This window comes from Leisingera sp. SS27, assembly GCF_028368855.1.
Taxonomy (GTDB): Bacteria; Pseudomonadota; Alphaproteobacteria; order Rhodobacterales; family Rhodobacteraceae; genus Leisingera.
In genome coordinates, this window is record NZ_JAQNCY010000003.1 from 302,857 (window position 1) to 324,149 (window position 21,293).

Below are 21,293 nucleotides of genomic sequence, written 5' to 3' on the forward strand. Positions count from 1 at the left end.
AGAACATGCAGACCCGCAACAAGATCCTGGACGATATTTCGCAGCTGATGACCAATGCGATGGGCGTGGCCCAGGGCGCCAAGGATGAGGCGGACACCGCGCTGAAGAGCATGATCGACCGCTGGCTGGCCGACCGCGATTTCGTCACCCGCGAGGAATTCGACGCGGTGCGCGCGATGGCCCAGAAGGCGCGCGAGGAGAACGAGGCGCTGAAGGCCCGTCTGGACGCGCTGGAGGCGGCGCAGAAGTAAGCTAAGGCGCTGGCAGGCGGGTCGCCCGCCGTGCAGTGTTTCGTGTTCCGGCCTGCGGCAGGGGAAACCTGCGGCGGGCTTTTCTTTTGCCTCGTGCCTGACTGCGCCGCGCTCCTGGCTGCCTTGCCGCGCCTGACGTAAAAAAAGGGGTCGCTTTCTGTCCGCGGGGTCGAAAACTGCGCAGCGGTTTGCGGGGCCTGCGGTACATGCTGCCTCAGCTTCATCAGAGGGATCACAGCATGGTGTCTGTCTATACGGTGCCGGGGGCGTTCAGCACGCAGGAATGCGCGGAGATCATCCGCAAGGCGGAGGAGGCGCCCGACAGCGAGGCGCTGCTGGTCGGCCAGACCCGGGATCACAACTTGCGCCGGGGCAGCGTGGTGTGGCTGGACGATGTGCCGGGCACCGGCTGGGTGATGGACCGTCTGATCTCAGTGGTGCGGCGCGCCAACAAGGAACGGTTCGGCTTTGACCTGCGCGAGTTTGCCGAAAGCCCGCAGGCGGCCAGCTACAAGTCCAAGGACGGCGGCCATTTCGCCTGGCATTCCGACATCGGCGACGGCCCGGTGGCTGGCAAGCGCAAGCTGAGCCTGGTGGTGCAGCTGAGCAAGCCCGGGTCCTATGACGGCGGCGATCTGGAGATCATGCCGGGCGCCCATGTGGTGGCCGCCAGCCGGGTGCAGGGCAGCGCCACGGTGTTTCCCAGCTTCCTGCTGCACCAGGTGACGCCGGTCACCCGCGGCGAGCGCAAGTCGCTGACCGTCTGGGCGCACGGGCCGGCCTTCCGCTGAGTCTAGGGCCGGCCGGCGAAGGACGCCGGCCGGTCAGTTGCTTAGCCGCAGCAGCCGCTGCTGGCGGCCGCCTTTTGCTCCGCAGGCGCTTCGTTCAGGTTGGCACCGCGGCCCAGCCAAGTGCGGTCTGCAAGATAGAAGTCAGCGAATTTCTGTTCGAAGTCCGCCGGTACTGACTTTTGCGGGACGGCGCTGGCAAGCAGCGCCTGCTGCCAGGCTTTGACCTTGGGGAATGGGGCCAGCATGTCGTGGCCGCTGTGCTCTGCAACAATGGCAGCGCGGTGCAGCAGCGGCAGCCAGGCGATATCGACGTTGCCAAGCACCCGGCCCGCAAAAGACGGCCCGCTGTCCAACTGGGCCTCCGCTTTTTCAAAAGCCTTTGCGAGTTTGGCGCTGCGCTCCTCCCAAGTTGCCCTGTCCGCGCTTTGCATGGCGGAGCATTGCACCAGGTAGTGCTTGCTGGCCTGATAGCTCCAGGCGCGGTTCAGGGCGCGCTGTTCGGGCGTCAGGCCGGGCTGCAGCGGGGCGGAGATTTCGTCCAGGTATTCGGTGATGGCGTCGGATTCAAACAGCGCGGTCCCGCCTGCTGTCACCAGCAGCGGCACCTGACCGGTAGGGGATACGTCGAGGAACCACTGCGGTTTGTCGCTGAGGCTGATGTAGCTGATCTCATAGGGCAGGCCCTTGGCTTCGAGCAGGGCCGTTACCCGCTGCACAAACGGGCAGATCTTGAAGCTGATTATACGGATCATCGTGTTGTCCTTTTTCCGATGGTTTCGCCTGTAAGACGCGCGCCACGGGAAAAAGACGAAGGTCAGCCTAACATTTTTTGCAAGTATCTGACTTTTGGTCGTATTCCGCGATGCTGCCGCGGGCATCCAGCGAGAAGTTGCAGCAGTCCTCGAAGGCCTTGCGCAGTTCCTTGCGGCCCTTTTGCAGCCGCGATTTGAGGGTAGAGTAGGGCAGTCCCTGCTGATCGGCGTAGCTTTGCTGGGACATGCCTTGCAGGTCGATGGCGGTCAGCATACGGGCGGTTTCCGCAGGCAGGGACTGGATGAACGGTTCAACGCAATGCTCCAGGTCCTGGCGCACTGCGGGATCATCGCTGGTGTACCAAAGGTCGTCCGGGTGGACGGATTTGGCGCGGGCGCCTTTGCGGTAATGGTCGATGATCGTGCGCTGGGCGGTCTGGAACAGCCAGGGTTTCAGCTTGGCGCTGTCTTCCAGTGCGGGCAGGCCGGTGAAGACCTTGATCGAGATCTCCTGCAGCAGGTCTTCGGCATCTTCGGGGTTTGAAACCCGGGAGCGCAGGAAGGCACGCAGGCGGCTGCGGTACTGGGGCCAGATGTCTTCGATGGTCATTTCCGGGCCTCCGCAAGGAGATATGCGCAAATTTTGATGTGTTCTGTTATACTGGCGCGGGATGCCGGTGCAACCGGCGCCCATGTGTGTTGAACGGGGGATGGGAACAATGACGGCACAAAACGGCTATATGCTGATAGCGGATATTTCCGGGTACACGCAATTCCTGACCTCATCTGAGCTGGACCACGCCAATCCGATCCTGCAGTCGCTGCTGCAGGCGGTGGCGGAGCAGGTTGGCGCGCCGCTGCACTTCTGGAAGCTGGAAGGCGACGCGGTGCTGGCCTATTCATCCCGGGCTGAGCTGGTCTCCGGCGATCTGCTGCTGACGTTCTGCGAGAATCTGTACAATGCCTTTGCCGAACGGCGGCAGGATATCGTCGCCAACACCACATGCCCTTGCCGTGCCTGCGCCAATGCGGGCGGGCTGGATCTGAAGGTGATCGTACACTACGGCGCCTTTGAGGAGATGCAGGTGGGGCCGGTCAAGGATCTGTCCGGGGCCGACGTGATCCTGGTGCACCGGATGACCAAGACAGAGGCTGCGGCGGAAACCGGCGTGCGCAGCTATGCGCTGTTCAGCGATGCGGCAGTAGAGGCGATGCAGCTGCAGGCAGCGATGCAGCCCTATTCGCAGGCCATCGAGCATTTCGGCGATGTCACCATGCAGGTCTATGACCTGGCCCGCGCCTGGGAGCACTTCCGCGCCGGGCAGGCGCGGGATTTCCTGGAGGAGGCCGACGGGGTCTGGACCTACCGGCGCCGGTTCGACGCTGCGCCGCAGCTGGTCTGGGAAGCACTGACCGCGCCGGAGTTCAAACTGCGGTGGATGGATCAGGTAAGCGCGATGCGAATGGAGAATCCGCAAGGCCGCCTGGGGCCGGGATCGGTTTATCACTGCGCCCATTCGCTGGCCGAGTTTGTCTACCGCGTTACCGATTGGCAGCCGTTTGAGTATTTCTCCACCCGGATCAAGGATCCGGGCCGCGAAGGCATCGAACTGCCCGAAACCTACCAGCTGACGCCGGACGGGGTCGGGACCGCGCTGCGCTATACCATCGGCCGGGCCTATGACACTGCGGGTAACCGGTCGGAGGTGTCAGAGCAAGAGGCAGTGGGGTTCCTGTCGGAATTCTGGCCGGTGTCCTTTGATGCGATGGATCCGCAGGTGTCGCGGCTGTCCTGATCCCGGCAATGCGCAATGTGCAGATTAGGGCACAAAATACAGGGCCCGGGCGGTTGTCCGGGCTTTACCTTTGCAGCCGCCCGTTTCATAGTCGTGCGGCCGGCATTTAGGGGGCTGTGGATTGTTCATCCACAAGTTATTGCAGATATCCCCAAAATAAAGGGTTGCCAGATCACCTTTTCGGCTCCACCATATCTAGTATGGGAGCGGGGATGCCTCCCCGGCCCATAGCACAAAAACCTAGCTATAGGGTGCCTATGTGCCCTGATGTGCTAGGCAAAAAGAGAGGTGGCATCATGGCACTATCCGAGCTTCACCTGGAAGAAGACGTCCATCCGATCGACATTGTTGAGCATCTGGCGTCGCACCACGACTGGGACTTCGACAGGGTCGGGGACGATCAGATCGCGATGTCCGTGGAAGGGCAGTGGCGCACCTATTCGCTGACCTTGGCCTGGTCGGGCTATGAGGAATGCCTGCGGCTGGTCTGCAGCTTTGAGATGGAGCCGCCGGAGGCGGAGCTGCCGCGGCTGTATGAACTGATCAACAGCATGAACGACCAGTGCTGGGAGGGCTCCTTCACCTATTGGGCAGACCACAAGCTGATGCTGTTCCGCTATGGTCTGATGCTGTCCGGCGGCCAGATGGCCAGCCCGCAGCAGATCGATGCGATGCTGAATGCAGCCGTCGCCAATGCGGAGCGCTACTATCCGGCGATCCAGCTGGCGGTCTGGGGCCAGCGCAGCCCGCAGGAGGCGATGCAGGTCGCCATTGCAGAGGCCTACGGCCGGGCGTAAACCTGTGCCCTGAACCTGACACCAAGGGGAGGGGCGAAACATGGATATGCAGGATATCGCTGCACGCGGCCTGGTGCTGCTGGGCTGCGGCAAGATGGGATCGGCGATGCTGGCCGGTTGGCTGGAGGGCGGACTGCCCGCATCCTCGGTCTGGGTGATTGACCCGTACCCGTCGGACTGGCTGAAGGGCACCGGCGTCCAGATCAACGCAGAGCTGCCCGCGGCGCCGGGAATCGTCCTGATCGCGGTGAAGCCGCAGATGATGGGCGAAGCACTGCCCACGCTGCAGAGCTACGGCAATGGTTCCACTCTGTTCATCTCAGTGGCGGCAGGCACCTCGATTGCAACCTTTGAGGATGTGCTGGGTGCGCAGTCGCCGATCGTGCGGGCGATGCCGAACACGCCGGCCGCGGTTGGCCGCGGCATTACCGCCATTATCGGCAACAGCCACACCAGCGACGCCGACCTCGACCGGGCCGAAGGGCTGCTGAAGGCCGTGGGTCAGGTTGTGCGGCTGGACAATGAGGGCCAGATGGATGCGGTCACCGGCGTCAGCGGCTCCGGTCCCGCCTATGTGTTCCACCTGATCGAAACGCTGGCCGTCGCGGGCGAGGCGCAGGGGCTGCCCGCCGAACTGGCGATGCAGCTGGCCAAGGCAACCGTCGCGGGCGCCGGCGCGCTGGCGGAGACGGCAGAGGAAAGCCCCAGCCAGCTGCGCATCAATGTGACCAGCCCCAACGGCACCACCCAGGCCGCTTTGGAAGTGCTGATGGATGATGATGACGGCTTCCCGGCGCTGCTGAACCGGGCAGTGGCTGCGGCCGCCAACCGCTCCAAGGAGCTGTCGCGTGGCTGAGATCAATTTCGACGACTTCATGAAGGTTGACATCCGCGTCGGTGAAATCATCCGTGCGGAGCCGTTTCCCGAGGCGCGCAAGCCGGCAATCAAGCTCTGGGTCGATTTCGGGCCGGATATTGGCGTAAAAAAGAGCTCAGCGCAGATTACGGCGCATTACATGCCGGAAACGCTGGTGGGCAAGCAGGTTCTGGCCGTCGTAAACTTCCCGCCGCGGCAGATCGGCACGTTCATGTCAGAGATCCTGGTGCTGGGCCTGCCGGATGAAAACGGAGAGATATTCCTGGCGGGCCCCGATGGACAGGTCCCGCTGGGCGGGAGGATGCACTGAAATGAAAATCTGGATTGCGCGGCCGATGACGGCAGCAGTCACGGCGCGGGCGCGGGAGGCGTTTGCCGATCTGGAAATCCGCGAGACCAACGCGGTGATGTCTGAGGCGGAGATGCTGCGCGCATTGTCCGAGTTCGACATCGTGGTGCCGACGCTGGGCGACAAGTTCACGGCAGAGATTTTTGCCAAGGCGGGCACGCCCCGCTGCAAGCTGCTGGCCAACTTTGGCGTCGGCTACAACCATATCGACGTCGAGGCCGCGCGGGCGGCGGGTGTCGAGGTGACCAACACCCCGGGCGCGGTGACCGATGCCACCGCGGATATCGCGATGACGCTGATCCTGATGTCGGCGCGCCGCGCTTCCGAGGGCGAGCGGATGCTGCGCAAGGGCGATTGGAAGGGCTGGCACCCGACCCAGATGCTGGGGCTGCACGCCACCGGCAAACGCGTCGGTATCGCGGGCATGGGCCGGATCGGCCAGGCGATTGCGCGGCGCTGCCATTTCGGGTTCGGCATGGATGTGTCTTATGTGGCGCGTTCCCCCAAGAAGCTGGACTTCCCGGCGGACCGGGCCGAGAGCCTGATTGCCATGGCGGGCGAAGTGGATTTCCTGGTGGTGGCTGTGCCGGGCGGGCCTGAGACCACGCATCTGATCAACGCCGAGGTGCTGAACGCCATGCAGTCCCATGCGCATCTGATCAACATCGCCCGCGGCGAAGTGGTGGAGGAGGCGGCGCTGATCGACGCGCTGCAAAACAACCGCATCGGCGGGGCTGGATTGGACGTCTATGAGTTCGAGCCCAAGGTGCCGCAGGCGCTGATCGATCTGGATAATGCCACCCTTCTGCCGCACCTGGGCACCGCCACCGAGGAGGTGCGCAGCAACATGGGACAAATGGCGCTGGATAATGTCGCCGCCTATCTGGGCGGGGCTGAATTGCCAAACCGGGTTTAAGCCAAGCTGGTCGTGCGGCCGGAATGATGCAGCCGCCCTACGGGGCGGCTGTTCTGTCTTTGGGGGTATCGCCCACAGCCTCGCGCCAGTGGCGGCGGCAGAGCGAGACATAGGTTTCATTGCCGCCGATCTGCACTTGGTCGCCCTCGGTCAGCACCTGGCCCTGATCGTCCTGGCGCACCACCATCGTGGCCTTCTTGCCGCAATAGCAGATGGTGCGCACCTCGCGCATTTCATCGGCCAGCGCCAGGAGGGTGGCGGAGCCGGGGAAAAGTTTGCCCTGGAAATCCACCCGCAGCCCGTAAGCCAGCACCGGCACCCGCAGGTCATCGACCACGCGGGCCAGTTGCCAGACCTGTTCCGGTTCCAGGAACTGCGCCTCATCGACAAAAATCGCGGCCAGCTGGCCGCGGGCCAGGCGCGCTTCGATACGTGTATAGAGATCGTCGCCGGCAGAGAACATGTCCGCCTCCTCGCCGATGCCGATGCGCGACGCGATTCTGCCGGTGCCTGCGCGGTCGTCCAGCCGGGCGGTCAGCAGGTAGGTTTCCATATGGTTTTCGCGGTAATTGTGCGACGCCTGCAGCAGCACCGTCGACTTGCCCGCGTTCATGGTGGAATAGTTGAAATAGAGCTTGGCCATGGCGGCGGGTTTACCCGCAAGGGGGCGCCGGGGAAACCGGTTTCTTGGGCGGTGCGGCGGATCAGCCGGGGCGCAGGAAGGCCCCCCGGGGCAGACGCGGCCAGGGTGGAACAAAACCCTTTTTGGCGGCCAACGCCATTTGCCCCGGAGAGCACAAGTTCCGGGCAGACCAATTACCCTGAAAGGCAGGACGTCACTCACCCATCCTGCTTTGCACTGGACAACAGATGCCAATTGCACCATGTCACTTGCTAAATCCCTGAAAACCTGAGGGATGGATAAGGTATCGCAATTCCTCTACAACTCGGATATGGGAAATTAACTGGTTCGTTCCCCATGGGGGCACGGCGGGTCAAGCCAGGCAGGAAATTTATGGCGGAAATCGGGACGTATCTGAAAAAGCACACCGAGGCGCTGGTCAAGGATGTGGGCATTGAAGCTGCCTGCCAGATCACCGGCAAATCCAAGGCCACATTGGGCCGGTATTATTCGGACAATGCCGAACATGCCGACCGGTTCATGCCGGTGGATGCGGTAGCCAAGCTGGAAAGCGCGGCCTCCTATCCGCATGTGACTTCGGCGCTGGCGGATCTGAAGAACATCACGCTGTCCTACAATGGCAACGGCAGTGCTGAGGAAACCGGCCGCAGCGGCGGCGTCAATTCGGATGTGATTGCCCTCAGCCAGCGGTTTGCCCAGCTGATGTGCGAATACCAGGCCGCGATGGAAGACGGCATCATCACCGTCAACGAGGCCAAGCGCCTGTTGCGTGAAACGGTGCTGCTGCAGCAGGTGCTCTTGGACATGAAGCTGCACCTGGAAGAAGAAAGTGCCTGACAGCCCTGACTTGAGCGATCTGCCCGGAATAGCGGCGGATCAGCTGCATCCGGCTGACGTGGACTTGCTGGCCGCACCCGGTGATCCGCGCCACCCGCCGCGCATCCTGCTGCTGTACGGCAGCCTGCGCTCGGTGAGCTACTCCCGCAAGGCCGCAGAAGAGGCGGCGCGGGTGCTGCGCGCCCTGGGCTGTGAGACGCGGATTTTCGACCCGTCCGGCCTGCCGCTGCCCGACGATGCGGGCGCTGCGGAGCACCCCAAGGTGGCGGAGCTGCGCGAGCTGGCGGTGTGGTCCGAGGGCATGGTCTGGTCCAGCCCGGAGCGCCACGGCGCAATGACCGGCATCATGAAGCTGCAGATCGACTGGCTGCCGCTGTCCCTGCAGGGCGGCATCCGCACCACCCAAGGCAAGACGCTGGCGGTGATGCAGGTGTCGGGCGGGTCGCAAAGTTTCAATGCCGTCAACCAGATGCGCATCCTCGGCCGCTGGATGCGGATGCTGACAATCCCGAACCAAAGCTCGATCCCCAAGGCCTGGCTGGAGTTTGAGGAAGGCGAGCGCCTGCCAGACGGCCCGTTCTACCGCCGCCTGGTGGATGTGATGGAAGAACTGGTGAAATTCACCTGGCTGGTGCGCGGCCGCAAGGCGTACCTGGTGGACCGCTACTCTGAACGGGTGGAGAGCGCGGAAGAGGTGCACAAGCGGGTCTCGCAGAAGTAAGCGGAGCGCGTTTGCCTGCAACCAGCTTCACAAAGCCCCGGCAGTGCCGGGGCTTCTTTGTTTGCGGATCATGCCGGGCAGCATGGGAGAGCTGCTTGCCTCTGTGCTCATCCCATAGGTGTGGCCGGCGGTTAAGCATTTGGGCGGGCCCGGATGCCGCGCATTAGCGGGTTGTTAAGGCTTGATTGCGCCGTAATTGGGCTGCGGTGTTACCGGCGGTGCTGGGAAATGCGTGAAACCAGCGAAAACCACGGATTTTCCTCCTAACGAAACAGATCGGATTTTCCCGTGTTTTTCGGGGTTTTTTCCGAAATTTGAGGGCACCCGTTAAGTAAATAAGGGGTTTACACGCAGCGGCAGCGGCAAAACAACCGCCTGTTAAGACACTGGTAACCCTGTCTTATTTTGCACATCTTTCTGCCTGCACGGCACCGCAGCAGGCCCCATTCCAGCCTCACAGCTCACCGACATTGGCAATGTGGGAATATGGAGTGAGTGAGATGAAACGACTGCTTGGATTCGCCGCCGCCATCGCCATCGCCAGCGTCTGCAACGCAGGCAGCGCCGCCGCAGGGGGGCAGGGGGCCGCAGTGCACACGGTTCCGGGCTGGCAGGCAGTGGGCCGTCTGAATATCGGCGGCAGGGCCATGTGCACCGCCACGCTGATTGCACCGGATCTGGTGCTGACGGCGGCCCATTGCATGTTTGACATCCGCCATGGCCGCAAGGTGAACCCGCGCAGCATCAAGTTTGAGGCGGGCCTCAACGGCCGCCAGTCCACCGCAGCGCGTAAGGTGGCCAAAGCGGTGATCCATCCCGGCTACCGCCATGGCCAGACCAGTCAGTTCCAGACCGGCACCGACATCGCCGTGCTGCGGCTGGACCGGGCCATCAGCGGCGATGTCATCCGCCCGCTGTCGCTGGCCGCGGCCCCGCAAAAGGGCGCGCAGGTGGACGTGATGTCCTATTCCCACAACCATGCCACCTCACCCCGGCTGCAAAGTGCCTGCCAGGTGATCGCCGCACGCCAGGCCTCGGTTATCACCACCTGCCGGGTCGATTTCGGAGCCTCCGGCTCGCCGGTGCTGCAAACCCGTCCGGGGCGGCTGCCAAAGCTTGTGTCGGTGATTTCCTCCAAGGCGCGGATGAGCGGCCGGGGCGTATCGCTGGCTGCACCGCTGGGCCATGAGCTGCAAGCGCTGATGCGGGAGGCGGGGTGAGGCGGGTCATTCCCCGGTCCGGACCGGGCTGATCCGCACGTGAACAGCAAAAAAGCCCCGGTACTTCCCGGGGCTTTACTCACTTCTCTTTGCGAACACCTTTGAAAGGTGTCTTGCTGGACGTTTTCTGATCCATGAAACGGCCAGTCTTTGTGTCGCGTTTAACCCAGTTTCCGTTGGGAGCTTGGGTTTGAGAGCGGCCACGAACAGCTCCGATACGTTTGCCGTCGCCTTTGGGAGGATTTGTTGCCATGATTGTTACCTCGTGTGGCAGCTCCTATTGCACCAGTAGCAACCATCTGAGGGCGCGTAACCACGGATGCGAGCATCATTGATCGCGTCTTGGCACGTGTTGTGCCAGCCAAGATCGATGCGGTTTTCGGGTTGCGGAGGATAGGGGCAAGAGTTGTTGTCGACGTGAACTTCATGAACCCCGTCTGATTGAGCATTTCTGTTCACATAGTATCTTTGCACAGCCATCTGATAGGCCTTTCTTCATCATTATAAACGAAGGCCATCTTGACTGTACCTGCCCAAGTAGTATTCACTTGGGTTGCAAACCGGGTACTTCCGCGATGACCTTCCGGTGATTGCTGATCCTTGGATTGGCGCCGTCGAAGTCTGCACACTTCGACGGCGTTTCGAATCCAGAGATGTCATACCAGATATGGTTGACGCTTGTTAGGTGCATGTCAAGAGGGATGCGCACAGATTCTGCCATATTTGCAGAAGATCTCGTGTTACCCACAGTGTATTCCACAAGATTGTGTGTTCGTCAACAATTATTCGCAACTGAATGCTAGCGAAACCAACGAAATGTAGTGTCCCTATTGGGCTTTCGTCGCAGATATAGAAAACCCCGAGGAAACCCTCGGGGCATTCAAAGTTGCTGATGCCATGGGGAAACGCCGTAGGTCAGCCCTGCAGCGACTTCACCTCGACGTCCCCTTCAGCTTGGGCCTTGATCGCACGCGCGGCGGCGTTGGAACCGGCTGCGGTGGTGAAGTAAGGGATCTTGTCATAAAGCGCGACGGAGCGCATTTCCTTGCTGTCCTCAACGGCCTGGGCGCCTTCGGTGGTGTTCATCAGCAGCTGGACGTCGCCGTCCTTCAGCATGTCCACCACATGCGGGCGGCCTTCATAGACCTTGTTAACCAGCTCGCAGGCCACGTTCTGGCCTTCCAGCCAGTTCTGGGTGCCGCGGGTGGCGACCAGGGTAAAGCCCTGCTCGACCAGGATCTGCGCGGCCTCCAGCATCAGCTGGCCTTTATCGGCATCCTTGATCGAGATGAAGGCGCGGCCCTTGGACGGCAGCACCATGCCAGCCCCCATCTGCGCCTTGAGGAAGGCGCGGGCAAAGGAGCGGTCCCAGCCCATGACTTCGCCGGTGGAGCGCATTTCCGGGCCGAGGATGGTGTCGACGCCCGGGAAGCGGGCAAACGGCAGCACCGCTTCCTTGACCGAGAACCAGGGCATGTCCGGATCGGCCAGGGTCATCGGGTCGGCCATCGGTGTGTTGACGTCATAGCCGGCGTCCGGCTGGTAAGGCGGGCGCATCGGGAAGTTCGTCAGCGGCTCGCCGGCCATCACGCGGGCGGCGATGGAGGCGATGGCGCTGTCGGTCGCCTTGGCGACAAACGGCACCGTGCGAGAGGCGCGCGGGTTCACCTCGATCAGGTAGATCTCGCCGTCCTTGATCGCGAACTGCACGTTCATCAGGCCCACCACATTGAGCGCCAGCGCCAGGGCGTTGGTCTGGACCTTGATCTGCTCGATCATGTCTTTTTCGAGCGAGTAGGGCGGCAGTGAGCAGGCACTGTCGCCGGAGTGCACGCCGGCCTCTTCGATGTGCTGCATGATGCCGGTGACGTGCACGTCCTTGCCGTCGCACAGCGCGTCCACGTCCAGTTCGACCGCGCCGGCCAGATAGCTGTCGAGCAGCACCGGGCTGTCGCCGGAGACCACCACCGCTTCGGCGATGTAGCGTTTCAGCTGGTCCATGTCGCGGACAATTTCCATCGCCCGGCCGCCCAGAACATAGGACGGGCGGATCACCAGCGGGAAGCCGATTTCACCGGCGATTTCCAGCGCTTGCTCGTCGGTGGAGGCGATGCCGTTCTTCGGCTGCTTCAGGCCCAGCTGGTTGACCAGCGCCTGGAACCGCTCGCGGTCCTCGGCCAGGTCGATGGCGTCGGGGGAAGTGCCCAGGATCGGGATGCCCTCAGCCTCCAGCGCGTTGGCCAGCTTCAGCGGGGTCTGGCCGCCGAACTGCACGATGACGCCGTGCAGGGTGCCGTTGTCCTGCTCCACCCGCAGGATTTCCATCACATGCTCGAATGTCAGCGGTTCGAAATACAGCCGGTCCGAGGTGTCATAGTCGGTCGACACCGTTTCCGGGTTGCAGTTGATCATGATGGTTTCATAGCCCGCGCCGGTCAGAGCAAAGCAGGCGTGGCAGCAGCAGTAGTCGAACTCGATGCCCTGACCGATCCGGTTGGGGCCGCCGCCGAGGATGACGACTTTCTTCTTGTCCGAGGGGCGCGCCTCGCATTCCACATCGCCGAATGCCGGGGCCTCATAGGTCGAGTACATGTAGGGCGTCTGCGCCTCGAACTCGGCGGCGCAGGTGTCGATCCGCTTGAACACGGCGTTGACGCCAGCGGCGCGGCGGGCCTTGCGGACGTCGGATTCGCTCGCGCCGGTCAGCTTGGCCAGGCGGGCGTCGGTGAAGCCCAGCATCTTGAGCGCGCGCAGCCCGGCTGCGTCCGCGGGCAGGCCGCCGGTGCGGATTTCGGCTTCGGCCTGGACTATCTCGCGGATGCGGGCCAGGAACCAGGGGTCGAACTTGGTGACCGCCTGGATTTCATCATCCGACAGGCCGTGGCGCATCGCCTGGGCGATGGTGCGCATCCGATCGGGGGTCTGCTGGCCGATCGCCTTGATCACCGCGGCCTTGTCGCCTGCCGGTTCCCAGACACCGGCGCCGACGCCGTCGATGGCGACTTCGTCAAAGCCGGTGAGGCCCGATTCCATCGAGGCCAGCGCCTTTTGCAGCGATTCATGGATGGTGCGGCCGATGGCCATCGCCTCGCCCACCGATTTCATCGCTGTGGTCAGATAGGGTTCGGAGCCCGGGAATTTCTCAAACGCGAATTTCGGGATCTTGGTGACAACATAGTCGATGGTCGGCTCGAACGACGCAGGGGTCACCTTGGTGATGTCGTTGTCCAGCTCGTCCAGAGTGTAGCCCACCGCCAGCTTGGCCGCGATCTTGGCGATCGGGAAGCCGGTCGCCTTGGAGGCCAGCGCCGAGGAGCGGCTGACCCGCGGATTCATCTCGATCACCACCATGCGGCCATCTGCCGGGTTCACCGCCCATTGCACGTTGGAGCCGCCGGTCTCCACGCCGATCTCACGCAGCACGTTGATCGAGTGGGTGCGCATGATCTGGTATTCTTTGTCCGTGAGCGTCAGCGCCGGCGCAACGGTGATCGAGTCGCCGGTGTGCACGCCCATCGGGTCGACGTTTTCGATGGAACAGACGATGATCGCGTTGTCCGCCTTGTCGCGGACCACTTCCATCTCATACTCTTTCCAGCCCAGCAGACTTTCATCCACCAGGATCTGATTCACCGGCGAAGCATCCATGCCGGAGCGGCAGAAATGGATGTAATCGTCGCGGTTATAGGCGACGCCGCCGCCGGTGCCGCCGAGGGTGAAGGCGGGGCGGATGATTGCGGGCAGGCCGATCTCATCCAGCGCATCCAGCGCGATGCGGACGCCTTCGTCCAGGTCGGCGGTGCCGTTTTCGCGCTTGGGCGCGGTGACGATGGTGGCCTTGGGGTTTTCGATGCCCAGACGGTCCATCGCCTCGCGGAACAGCTTGCGGTCTTCTGCCATCTCAATGGCATCGCGCTTGGCGCCGATCATCTCAACGCCGAATTTTTCCAGGACGCCCATCTCTTCCAGCGCCAGCGAGGTGTTGAGGCCGGTCTGCCCGCCCATAGTGGGCAGCAGCGCGTTGGGGCGCTCTTTCTCGATGATTTTGGCGACCACTTCGGGGGTGATCGGCTCGATATAGGTGGCGTCGGCCAGGCCCGGGTCAGTCATGATGGTTGCCGGGTTGGAATTCACCAGGATGACCCGGTAGCCCTCTTCGCGCAGTGCCTTGCAGGCCTGGGCACCGGAGTAGTCAAACTCACAAGCCTGCCCGATAACGATGGGACCGGCTCCGATGATCATGATCGACTGGATGTCCGTTCTCTTGGGCATGGCAGGCTTCCTTTGGTTTTTCGCGCGAGCAGGCTTTGAATCACGGGCGCTGGCGTGCGCCCAAATTGTCCTGCGTTATAGGGACCGCGCCGAAAGGTTCAAGGGGTATCGGAAACGGAATTGGAAATGCCGCATCCACCCCTTTTGTTCGCATAGCGAACAGATATATGTGGGGGCAAGAAACTCGCGGAGATTTTTTCAGTGCGGATTCGCTTTGACCGGGGGCCCAAGGGGGCTGGCACATGCTTTGACCAGCCGCTGCGCGTGATCCGCGCGGACGGGGTGGAAGAGGTGCCTGCCGCGCTGGCGGCGCTGGATGCGGCGCGGGACGCCGGCCATTGGCTGGCGGGCTATGCGTCTTACGAGCTGGGCTATGCGCTGGAGCCGAAACTGGCGGGGCGGATGCCAGAAGGGCGGCGGTTGCCGCTGATTTGCTTTGGGGTTTATGCAGAACCGCAGCCGCAAAACACCGAGGGCAGCGCCCGGCCCGGCGGGGTGGAAGCGAAGCGCCCGCCCCGTGGGGGGCGGGACGGGCGCTGCCCGGCCTATCGGCCGGGCGATGCAGGATTGGAGGGCATCACCCCGCGCTGGACCTTTGACCGTTACGCCGAAGCCTTCGGCGAAGTGAATCGCAATATTGGCAAGGGCGACATTTATCAGGCCAACCTGACCTTCCCGATTGATGCGGACGCCTATGGCACCGCCGAAGAGCTCTATGCCGCACTGCAAGCCAAGCAGGCGGTCGGCTACGGCGCATTGGTCCAGCAGGACGGCCTGCCGGACCTGTTGTCGCGCTCGCCGGAGCTGTTCTTCCGCACCGGGGCGGAGGGCGTGATCGAAACCCGCCCGATGAAGGGCACTCAGCCGCGCAGCGACGATCCGGTCGAGGACGCCCGCCGCCGCGACTTCCTGCGCCAGGATGAGAAGAACCGCGCCGAAAACCTGATGATCGTCGACCTCTTGCGCAATGACATCAGCCGCGTGGCACAGACGGGCTCGGTGCAAGTGCCGGAGCTGTTTGCGGTCGAGAGCTATGCCACCGTTCATCAGATGGTCTCGCTGGTTCGGGCGAAACTGCGGCCCGATGCCGGCCTGGCAGAGATCTTTGCGGCACTTTTCCCCTGCGGATCCATTACCGGCGCGCCCAAGATCCGGTCGATGGAGATCCTGGCAGATCTGGAACCCTGGGCGCGCGACATTTATTGCGGCACCATCGGCTGGGCGGCGCCGGATGGATCGTCCGAGTTCAACGTGGCCATCCGCACCCTGATGCTGGAAGAGGGGCGCGCGACGCTCAACGTGGGCGGCGGCGTGGTCTGGGACAGCACCGCGGAATCGGAATATGAGGAAGCCCTATGGAAAGCCCGGTTCGCCCGCGTGACGCCATCCAGAACGATCCCGCTTTCCGCCTGATCGAGACGCTGGGCTGGCATCCAGGGCAGGGGTTCCGGCACCTGCAGCCGCATCTGGCCCGGATGGGGCGCAGTGCGGCGGCGTTTGGCATTGCCTTTGATCCTGATGAGGCACGGGCGGTTCTGGCCGGGGCCGCCGGAGATGCACCGCTGCGATGCCGGCTGACGCTGGATGCGGCCGGCCAATTGGAGCTTGCCTCAGCCCCGCTGGGCAGCACGCCTTCCGTATGGCGCCTCGGCATCGCGGACACCCGGCTGGACGCGGATGACATGTGGCTGCAGCACAAGACGACCCGCCGTGCGCTGTATGACACCGCGCGAGCGGAGCTGCCGGATGGCGTGGACGAACTGCTGTTCCTGAACCAGCGCGGCGAGGTTTGCGAGGGCACCATCACCAACCTGTTTGTGACCCGCGCGGATGGCCGGATGGTCACGCCGCAGCTTTCTTGCGGCCTGCTGCCGGGCATTCAGCGGCAGGTGCTGCTGGAGAACGGTCAGTGCCAAGAGGCCGTGCTGCGCCTTGAGGACCTGAAGGGGGCAAAAGCCATTTATATGGGTAACTCCCTGCGCGGGCTGATCCCGGCACGGCTGGTGTAACGGGGCCGGCCCAGGCAGGGCGCTCCCGCGGACAAGAGGCCCTCCGGCTGGCGCCGGCAGGCCTTTGCCCTTTGGGCCCGGCAGCGCACCTCACGGTGCGCTGCACGCCGCGCCGTTGGCGCGGCGCCCGGCCCAACGCTTCCCGGCCGATCGCGCCAGCGATGGGGCCCGCAAGGGGCGGGAGATCCCAGATAGCGTAGGGAACCGCCGGTTTCAGGCGTTCGTCTGCGCCGAAATGGCCCTGTTTGCTTGACAAGCGGCCTGCAACCTTGTGTACCACCCCGGACGAATTCCGCGCCCTTTTGCGCATTTCCCGAATGACGGTCCCCAAGGACCCGCGACCCGCATAACGAAAGGCCGAGCCATGCACGCCTACCGCAGCCACACCTGCGCCGAACTGAACAAATCCAACGTCGGTGAAACCGTCCGCCTGTCGGGCTGGGTCCACCGCGTCCGCGACCACGGCGGCCTGTTGTTCATCGACCTGCGCGACCACTACGGCGTCACTCAGGTCATGGCTGACCCGGACAGCCCGGTCTTTGCCGAGATCGAGAAGGTCCGCAGCGAATGGTGCATCCGCATCGACGGCAACGTCATGGCCCGCGACGAGTCCCTGGTGAACCCGAAAATCTCCACTGGCGAGATCGAGGTCTTCATCCGCGACATCGAAATCCTGGGCAAATCCGAGGAACTGCCGCTGATGGTCTTCGGCGAGCAGGAATACCCCGAGGAAACCCGCCTGCGCTACCGTTACCTGGATCTGCGGCGCGAGAAGATGCAGCGTAACATGGTGCTGCGCTCCAACATGATCCAGTCGATCCGCAAGCGGATGTGGGACATCGGCTTCAACGAATACCAGACCCCGATCATCACCGCGTCGTCGCCCGAAGGCGCGCGCGACTTCCTGGTGCCGTCGCGCCTGCATCCGGGCAAGTTCTATGCGCTGCCGCAGGCGCCGCAGCAGTTCAAGCAGCTGATGATGGTCTCGGGTTTTGACAAATACTTCCAGATCGCGCCCTGCTTCCGCGACGAAGACCCGCGCGCCGACCGTTCGCCTGCGGACTTCTACCAGCTGGATATGGAAATGTCCTTTGTCACCCAGCAGGACGTGTTTGACACCATCGCGCCGGTGATGGCGGGCGTGTTTGAGGAATTCGGGCAGGGCCGCAAGGTGGACGCCGCCGCCGACTGGCCGCAGATCTCCTACAAGGATGCCGCCAAATGGTACGGCACCGACAAGCCGGATCTGCGGAACCCGATCAAGATGCAGGACTGCTCCGAGCATTTCCGCGGGTCCGGTTTCGCGATCTTCGCAAATCTCTTGGAAAACGAAGGCACCGAAATCCGCGCCATTCCGGCACCGACCGGCGGCTCGCGCAAGTTCTGCGACCGGATGAACAAGTTTGCCCAGGGCGAAGGCCTGCCGGGCATGGGCTATATCTTCTGGCGCGACCAGGGCGAGGGCATCGAGGCCGCTGGCCCGCTGGCCAAGAACATCGGCCCCGAGCGCACCGAGGCGATCCGTCAGCAGCTGGGCCTGGGCGTCGGTGATGCGGCCTTCTTCCTGGGCGGTAAGCCGAAGGCGTTTGAAGGCGTCGCAGGCAAGGCCCGCACCGTCATCGGCGAGGAGCTGGGCCTCATCGATAAAGACCGCTTTGCCTTTGCCTGGATCGTCGACTTCCCGATCTACGAAAAGGATGAGGAAACCGGCAAGATCGATTTCGAGCACAACCCGTTCTCGATGCCGCAAGGCGGCATGGACGCGCTGTTGTCCGACCCGCTGGCGGTCAAGGGCTACCAGTACGATCTCGCCTGCAACGGCTATGAGCTGGTTTCGGGCGCGATCCGGAACCACAAGCCGGAGATCATGTTCAAGGCCTTTGAAATTGCAGGTTATGGCAAGGAAGAGGTTGAGAAGCGTTTTGGCGGCATGGTCAACGCGTTCCAGTACGGCGCCCCGCCGCACGGCGGCTGCGCGGCCGGCATCGACCGCATGGTGATGCTGCTGGCCGATGAGGCGAACATCCGCGAGGTCATCATGTTCCCGATGAACCAGCGCGCCGAAGACCTGATGATGTCGGCACCAAGCGAGCCGCTGAGCGAGCAGCTGATGGAGCTGGGCCTGCGCGTGATCCCGCAGGACCAGTAACCGCCGCAAGAGTATTGCAGAGGCCCGGGCATATGCCTGGGCCTTTTTGCTTTGAAGGAGGCCGCGCTGCGGAAACGCGCTGCGGGATTTGCTTTCCGGAAAAGGTGCAGAACAGGCGACGGAACACGCAGAATCCTGCGTACCATAAGAGATTCACCTGTGGACGAGGGCGGCGTTGCCTTAACCTGCAGGAGGGAAGGCAGTTCAGGGAGAAAGCAGGGCAATGCGGTTTGACGGGGAACTGGCTGAGATCCGCTTTGGCACCGGACTGTCGCCGCGGCTGCCGCCGCCGGTTTCAGAAGCAGACATGCTGAAGCGCCTGCAGGGGCCGGACGATGCCGCTTTGGCTTTTCCGGTTCCTGGTTTCGATGAGACAATGGCCGGGGCCCGGACCTTCTGGCAGCTGCAGAAGGAACGCAGGCAGCAGGAGGGCAAGCCCGGATACGAGGCTGCTGACAAGTCCTTTAAGAACTTCCGGCGGCTGCGCAATCACGCCCGCATCGGATGGCACGGTCAGCACCTGCTGCGCCAGATTCATTCCCGGGACGGCTTTCGCGAGCGGCTGGTGCTGTTCTGGGCCGACCATTTCACGGCGCAAGGCAAGATCGGCGCCCTGCGGGTGCTGGGGGCTCCCTATGCTGAAAGCGTGATACGTCCGCATCTGGCGGGCCGGTTCGAGGAGATGCTGATTGCCGCTGTCACCAGCCCGCTGATGCTGCACTATCTGGATCAGAAAAACTCTGCCGGCCCGGCCAGCTGGGCTGCTAAGCGGCGCAAGCGTCTGGCGGGGCTGAATGAGAATCTGGCGCGTGAGGTGCTGGAATTGCACACGCTGGGAGTAGATGGTCCTTACAGCCAGACCGATGTGCGCCAGCTGGCTGAACTGTTCACCGGGCTTTCCTTCAGCGCCAAGGACGGGTTTGTCTTCCGGCCCGGGATGGCGGAGCCGGGCGCTGAGACGGTGCTGGAAAAGGCATACGGCGGCGGCAAGCCGGAACTGGAGCAGGTGCTGGCCGCCCTGCGCGATCTTGCCCGCCATCCCGCCACCGCGCGCCATATCGCCTGGAAACTGGCGGTGCATTTCACCGCAGACGTTCCGGATCCCGAATTGGTGGATCACATGGCAGCGCGGTATCAGGCCAGCGGCGGCAGCCTGGTGCAGGTCTATGCAGCGCTGCTTGAGCATCCGGCAGCCTGGGTGCCGGAGCTGCGCAATGTGAAGCCGCCGTTTGATTTTCTGGCCTCCGCCTGCCGGGCGCTGGCGGTGCCGCAGGCACGCATCGTCCGCCTTAAACCGGGGCAAATGAACCGCCTGCTGCTGGCGCCGCTGACACCGATGGGACAGCGCTGGGAGTTTGCTGCCGGGCCGGACGGCTGGGCGGAGGAGGATACCGCTTGGATCACCCCTCAGGCCTTGGCCGCGCGGTTGCGATGGGCGATGGCGGCGCCGCGGCAGTTGCTGCAAGACCTGCCGGACCCGCGGGAATTTGCGGAGGCTGCCTTGGGGGCATATGCCAATGAGCGCGTCCGTTTTGCGGCCCGCGCTGCCGAAACACGAACCGAAGGGGTCGGGCTGATCCTGTCCTCTCCCGCTTTTCAGCGCCGCTGACTGGAGGCCATTATGATGAACCTTACCCGACGCTCGCTGCTGACCCGGTCCGCCGCGCTGGGCTGTTCGCTGGCGGCCAGCCCGCTGCTGACCCCGGTCACCCTTGCCGCTGCGCCCTGGGACACACGGCTGGTGGTTATCATCCTGCGCGGCGGCATGGATGCGCTGGATGTGGTGCAGCCTTATGGCGATCCGGATTATCCCGGGCTGCGCCAGTCCCTAACCGGCGGCCCGGCTGCGGGGTCGGCGGATCTGGACGGGTTCTATGCCCTGCACTCGGGTCTGGCGCCGCTGCTGCCGCTGTGGCGCGCGGGGCAGCTGGGGTTCGTGCAGGCGGTCTCAACGCCCTACCGCGACCGGCGCAGCCATTTCGACGGCCAGGATTTGCTGGAGGCAGGCACTGCAGGACTGGGGCAGGCGGATGGCGGCTGGCTGAACCGGTTGCTGCAATTGGTGCCGGGGGCTGAGGCGCGTACCGCGTTTGCGATCGGCCAGGAACGGATGCTGCTGATGGAGGGAGACGCGCCGGTGTCGCAATGGGCGCCGGGCGCCGGGCTGGTGATGAGTCCGCAGGCAGAACGGCTGGCGGGGTTCCTGATGGAAGAGGACGCGCTGTTCCACGCGGCGCTGAACGAGGCGCTGGAGCTGACGCGGCAGGACGTTTCCCTGAATATTGCGGGTGATGCAAGCGGTACTGAGGATATGATGATGTCCATGATGAAAACGCCGAAGGGCAGGGCGCATGCGGAAGTTGCCGCCTATGCGGCGCAGCAGCTGCGCGGCGACGCACGGATCGCGGCCTTCTCCATCAATGGCTGGGATACACATCAGAGGCAGGCCAATGGCCTGAAAAACGCGCTGGGCCGGCTGGCGGAGACCATTTTGACCTTGCAGAGCGGATTGGGGCCGGAGGCCTGGGGCAGGACGGCGGTGGCAGCGGTGACCGAGTTCGGCCGCACTGTGCGGGAGAACGGCACCGGCGGCACCGATCACGGCACCGGCGGTGCGATGCTGCTGGCAGGCGGGGCCATCCGCGGCGGACGGGTGCTGGGGCGCTGGCCGGGGCTGGCGGAGGCCGATCTCTATGACCGCCGCGACCTGATGCCCACCGCAGATGTGCGCGGCCCTCTTGCCTGGCTGCTGCATGGGCTGACCGGCGCCGGGCGGAGCGGGCTCGAAACGGATGTGTTTCCCGGCTTGGAAATGGGCAGCAACCCGGGGCTGCTGCTGTAGACCCCTGACAGCATAAGTGCAAAGCCGGGGCAGGCGGCGGCTCCCGCCGGTTCGGCCCCGTTCGGGGAACG

General features: G+C 63.6%; 19 protein-coding genes. 15 read left to right on the plus strand and 4 right to left on the minus strand.

What is annotated here, in order from left to right; all coding sequences use genetic code 11:
- Nucleotides 1-5: 5 nt before the first annotated feature.
- Nucleotides 6-251 (plus strand): accessory factor UbiK family protein, encoded by a 246-nt coding sequence (locus N6L27_RS09420; protein ID WP_019296037.1) that lies wholly within the window; start codon nucleotides 6-8, stop codon nucleotides 249-251.
- Nucleotides 252-490: 239 nt separating this feature from the next.
- Nucleotides 491-1,042, plus strand: a complete 552-nt coding sequence (locus N6L27_RS09425) for a 2OG-Fe(II) oxygenase (RefSeq protein ID WP_271906993.1) — start codon at nucleotides 491-493, stop codon at nucleotides 1,040-1,042.
- 41 nt (nucleotides 1,043-1,083) lie between these two features.
- Here the strand turns inward: N6L27_RS09425 and N6L27_RS09430 are convergent, their stop codons facing one another.
- Together N6L27_RS09430 and sigZ are read right to left on the minus strand one after the other, a co-directional pair.
- Nucleotides 1,084-1,794, minus strand: coding sequence for a glutathione S-transferase family protein (locus tag N6L27_RS09430; protein WP_271906994.1), 711 nt, complete (start codon nucleotides 1,792-1,794; stop codon nucleotides 1,084-1,086).
- 67 nt (nucleotides 1,795-1,861) lie between these two features.
- On the minus strand, nucleotides 1,862-2,404 hold the full coding sequence (sigZ, locus tag N6L27_RS09435) for an RNA polymerase sigma factor SigZ (protein WP_271906996.1): 543 nt from the start codon (nucleotides 2,402-2,404) through the stop codon (nucleotides 1,862-1,864).
- A 109-nt stretch (nucleotides 2,405-2,513) separates the two neighbouring features.
- On the opposite strand from sigZ, the gene N6L27_RS09440 reads away from it, so the two are divergent.
- The 5 genes from N6L27_RS09440 (at nucleotide 2,514) to N6L27_RS09460 (ending at nucleotide 6,529) form a co-directional block, all read left to right on the plus strand.
- Entirely contained in the window at nucleotides 2,514-3,590 is a 1,077-nt protein-coding gene (locus N6L27_RS09440; RefSeq protein ID WP_271906997.1) for a DUF2652 domain-containing protein, read from the plus strand.
- Nucleotides 3,591-3,886: 296 nt separating this feature from the next.
- Nucleotides 3,887-4,387, plus strand: a complete 501-nt coding sequence (locus tag N6L27_RS09445; protein WP_039185723.1) for a YbjN domain-containing protein — start codon at nucleotides 3,887-3,889, stop codon at nucleotides 4,385-4,387.
- A gap of 40 nt (nucleotides 4,388-4,427) precedes the next feature.
- Complete coding sequence (gene proC / locus N6L27_RS09450; RefSeq protein ID WP_271906998.1) at nucleotides 4,428-5,243, plus strand: pyrroline-5-carboxylate reductase; 816 nt, start codon at nucleotides 4,428-4,430, stop codon at nucleotides 5,241-5,243.
- Complete coding sequence (locus N6L27_RS09455) at nucleotides 5,236-5,574, plus strand: tRNA-binding protein (RefSeq protein ID WP_271906999.1); 339 nt, start codon at nucleotides 5,236-5,238, stop codon at nucleotides 5,572-5,574. The genes proC and N6L27_RS09455 overlap by 8 nt, the downstream gene beginning before the upstream one ends.
- Before the next feature lies 1 nt (nucleotide 5,575).
- The gene (locus N6L27_RS09460) at nucleotides 5,576-6,529 is read left to right on the plus strand and encodes a 2-hydroxyacid dehydrogenase (RefSeq protein WP_271907000.1); all 954 of its coding nucleotides are present in this window, start codon (nucleotides 5,576-5,578) and stop codon (nucleotides 6,527-6,529) included.
- A gap of 37 nt (nucleotides 6,530-6,566) precedes the next feature.
- On the opposite strand, the gene N6L27_RS09465 is transcribed toward N6L27_RS09460, so the two are convergent.
- Nucleotides 6,567-7,172, minus strand: a complete 606-nt coding sequence (locus tag N6L27_RS09465; RefSeq protein ID WP_271907001.1) for a thymidine kinase — start codon at nucleotides 7,170-7,172, stop codon at nucleotides 6,567-6,569.
- Nucleotides 7,173-7,544: 372 nt separating this feature from the next.
- On the opposite strand from N6L27_RS09465, the gene N6L27_RS09470 reads away from it, so the two are divergent.
- From N6L27_RS09470 to N6L27_RS09480, 3 genes are all read left to right on the plus strand, one after another.
- Nucleotides 7,545-8,009, plus strand: a complete 465-nt coding sequence (locus N6L27_RS09470; RefSeq protein WP_039185713.1) for a hypothetical protein — start codon at nucleotides 7,545-7,547, stop codon at nucleotides 8,007-8,009.
- A complete protein-coding gene (gene arsH / locus N6L27_RS09475; protein ID WP_442915744.1) occupies nucleotides 8,002-8,730 on the plus strand; it encodes an arsenical resistance protein ArsH in 729 nt (242 codons plus the stop codon). The genes N6L27_RS09470 and arsH overlap by 8 nt, the downstream gene beginning before the upstream one ends.
- A gap of 500 nt (nucleotides 8,731-9,230) precedes the next feature.
- Complete coding sequence (locus N6L27_RS09480; RefSeq protein ID WP_271907003.1) at nucleotides 9,231-9,950, plus strand: trypsin-like serine peptidase; 720 nt, start codon at nucleotides 9,231-9,233, stop codon at nucleotides 9,948-9,950.
- A gap of 915 nt (nucleotides 9,951-10,865) precedes the next feature.
- Here the strand turns inward: N6L27_RS09480 and carB are convergent.
- Nucleotides 10,866-14,222, minus strand: coding sequence for a carbamoyl-phosphate synthase large subunit (gene carB / locus N6L27_RS09485; protein ID WP_271907004.1), 3,357 nt, complete (start codon nucleotides 14,220-14,222; stop codon nucleotides 10,866-10,868).
- A 201-nt stretch (nucleotides 14,223-14,423) separates the two neighbouring features.
- Between carB and N6L27_RS09490 the strand changes: the two genes are divergently transcribed.
- The 5 genes from N6L27_RS09490 to N6L27_RS09510 all read left to right on the plus strand — a co-directional run bounded on the left by N6L27_RS09490 (nucleotide 14,424) and on the right by N6L27_RS09510 (nucleotide 21,222).
- Nucleotides 14,424-15,635, plus strand: a complete 1,212-nt coding sequence (locus N6L27_RS09490) for an aminodeoxychorismate synthase component I (protein WP_271907005.1) — start codon at nucleotides 14,424-14,426, stop codon at nucleotides 15,633-15,635.
- A complete protein-coding gene (locus N6L27_RS09495; protein ID WP_271907006.1) occupies nucleotides 15,578-16,231 on the plus strand; it encodes an aminotransferase class IV family protein in 654 nt (217 codons plus the stop codon). The genes N6L27_RS09490 and N6L27_RS09495 overlap by 58 nt, the downstream gene beginning before the upstream one ends.
- 364 nt (nucleotides 16,232-16,595) lie before the next feature.
- Nucleotides 16,596-18,380: an aspartate--tRNA ligase gene (gene aspS, locus N6L27_RS09500; RefSeq protein ID WP_271907008.1), complete on the plus strand. Its 1,785-nt coding sequence runs from the start codon at nucleotides 16,596-16,598 to the stop codon at nucleotides 18,378-18,380.
- 223 nt (nucleotides 18,381-18,603) lie between these two features.
- The gene (locus N6L27_RS09505; protein ID WP_271907009.1) at nucleotides 18,604-19,989 is read left to right on the plus strand and encodes a DUF1800 domain-containing protein; all 1,386 of its coding nucleotides are present in this window, start codon (nucleotides 18,604-18,606) and stop codon (nucleotides 19,987-19,989) included.
- Nucleotides 19,990-20,004: 15 nt separating this feature from the next.
- Entirely contained in the window at nucleotides 20,005-21,222 is a 1,218-nt protein-coding gene (locus N6L27_RS09510) for a DUF1501 domain-containing protein (protein WP_271907010.1), read from the plus strand.
- Nucleotides 21,223-21,293 lie beyond the last annotated feature (71 nt).